This window comes from Arthrobacter sp. 9V, assembly GCF_902506065.1.
In the GTDB taxonomy this organism is placed as follows: domain Bacteria; phylum Actinomycetota; class Actinomycetes; order Actinomycetales; family Micrococcaceae; genus Arthrobacter.
Map to the genome: position 1 here is coordinate 1 of NZ_LR733063.1, position 1,114 is coordinate 1,114.

General features: G+C 66.1%; 3 protein-coding genes. All 3 read left to right on the plus strand.

Annotation, left to right across the window (positions count from 1 at the left end; translation table 11 throughout):
* Positions 1 to 269 precede the first annotated feature (269 nt).
* The 3 genes from rpmB to rpsN are packed head-to-tail and all read left to right on the plus strand — an operon-like array spanning position 270 to position 984.
* The gene (gene rpmB / locus BACI9J_RS24125) at positions 270 to 506 is read left to right on the plus strand and encodes a 50S ribosomal protein L28 (RefSeq protein ID WP_027464952.1); all 237 of its coding nucleotides are present in this window, start codon (positions 270 to 272) and stop codon (positions 504 to 506) included.
* Positions 506 to 676 (plus strand): 50S ribosomal protein L33, encoded by a 171-nt coding sequence (gene rpmG, locus BACI9J_RS24130; RefSeq protein ID WP_017886456.1) that lies wholly within the window; start codon positions 506 to 508, stop codon positions 674 to 676. Before rpmB ends, rpmG begins: the two co-directional genes overlap by 1 nt.
* Positions 677 to 678: 2 nt before the next feature.
* Complete coding sequence (rpsN, locus tag BACI9J_RS24135; RefSeq protein ID WP_017886455.1) at positions 679 to 984, plus strand: 30S ribosomal protein S14; 306 nt, start codon at positions 679 to 681, stop codon at positions 982 to 984.
* The last annotated feature ends 130 nt before the right edge of the window (positions 985 to 1,114 follow it).

The window sequence follows — 1,114 nt, forward strand, 5'->3', positions numbered from 1 at the left end:
GCCTGGAGGCCCGGCTTGCGACACGCCCGGTCGTCGCGTAACGTGGACCCCTGGTTCTCCGCGTCCGCGCGGCGGACCCGTTGTTCCAAGCCCTCCGACCGTCGCGAATGCCGCGGTCGCGCGGTGTCCGGCTCTCCTTCGACAGGGGATGCGGACCTGGGCGGTGCACACACCCCCCTCGCACGGCCACTCCGGTGGCACTGCGCGTGTGCACCAGGCAAGTGAACTTGGGTGCGGCCGTCCGGTCGCACGGTACTCAGGAGGAAACCATGGCAGCAGTGTGCCAGGTGACCGGCGCCGTTCCCGGCTTCGGTCACAACATCTCGCACTCGCACCGCCGGACGAAGCGTCGCTTCGACCCGAACGTGCAGAAGAAGACGTACTACGTGCCGTCGCTTCGTCGTAACGTCACGCTCACGCTCAGCGCGAAGGGCATCAAGGTGATCGACGCACGTGGCATCGAGTCCGTCGTCAAGGATCTCCTTGCCCGTGGGGAGAAGATCTGATGGCGAAAAAGGGTCAGGACATCCGTCCGATCATCAAGCTCCGCTCGACGGCGGGCACCGGGTTCACCTACGTGACCAAGAAGAACCGTCGGAACAACCCCGACCGACTCGTGCTGAAGAAGTACGACCCGGTGATCCGCAAGCACGTCGACTTCCGTGAGGAGCGCTAAGCATGGCGAAGAAGAGCAAGATCGCGAAGAACAACCAGCGTGCCGTCATCATCGCGCGCTACGCCGAGCGTCGTCTCGAGCTGAAGAAGGCCCTCGTGGACCCGAACGGCACCGACGAGTCGCGTGAGGCCGCCCGCGTGGGCCTGCAGAAGCTGCCCCGCGACGCATCGCCCATCCGCTACCGCAACCGTGACGCCATCGACGGCCGCCCCCGCGGCCACCTCGGTGAGTTCGGCATCAGCCGTGTCCGTTTCCGTGACATGGCCCACCGCGGCGAGCTCCCCGGCATCACGAAGAGCTCCTGGTAAGCACTCGCAGTACCCGACGCCCCGTCACCTCCAGGTGGCGGGGCGTTCGCTGTGTACGGGGTACACGCGACCGTTCATTCGTCACATCTGCCCCTCCAGCACCCCTTCGGAGCCCCGACAACCCCGGAAA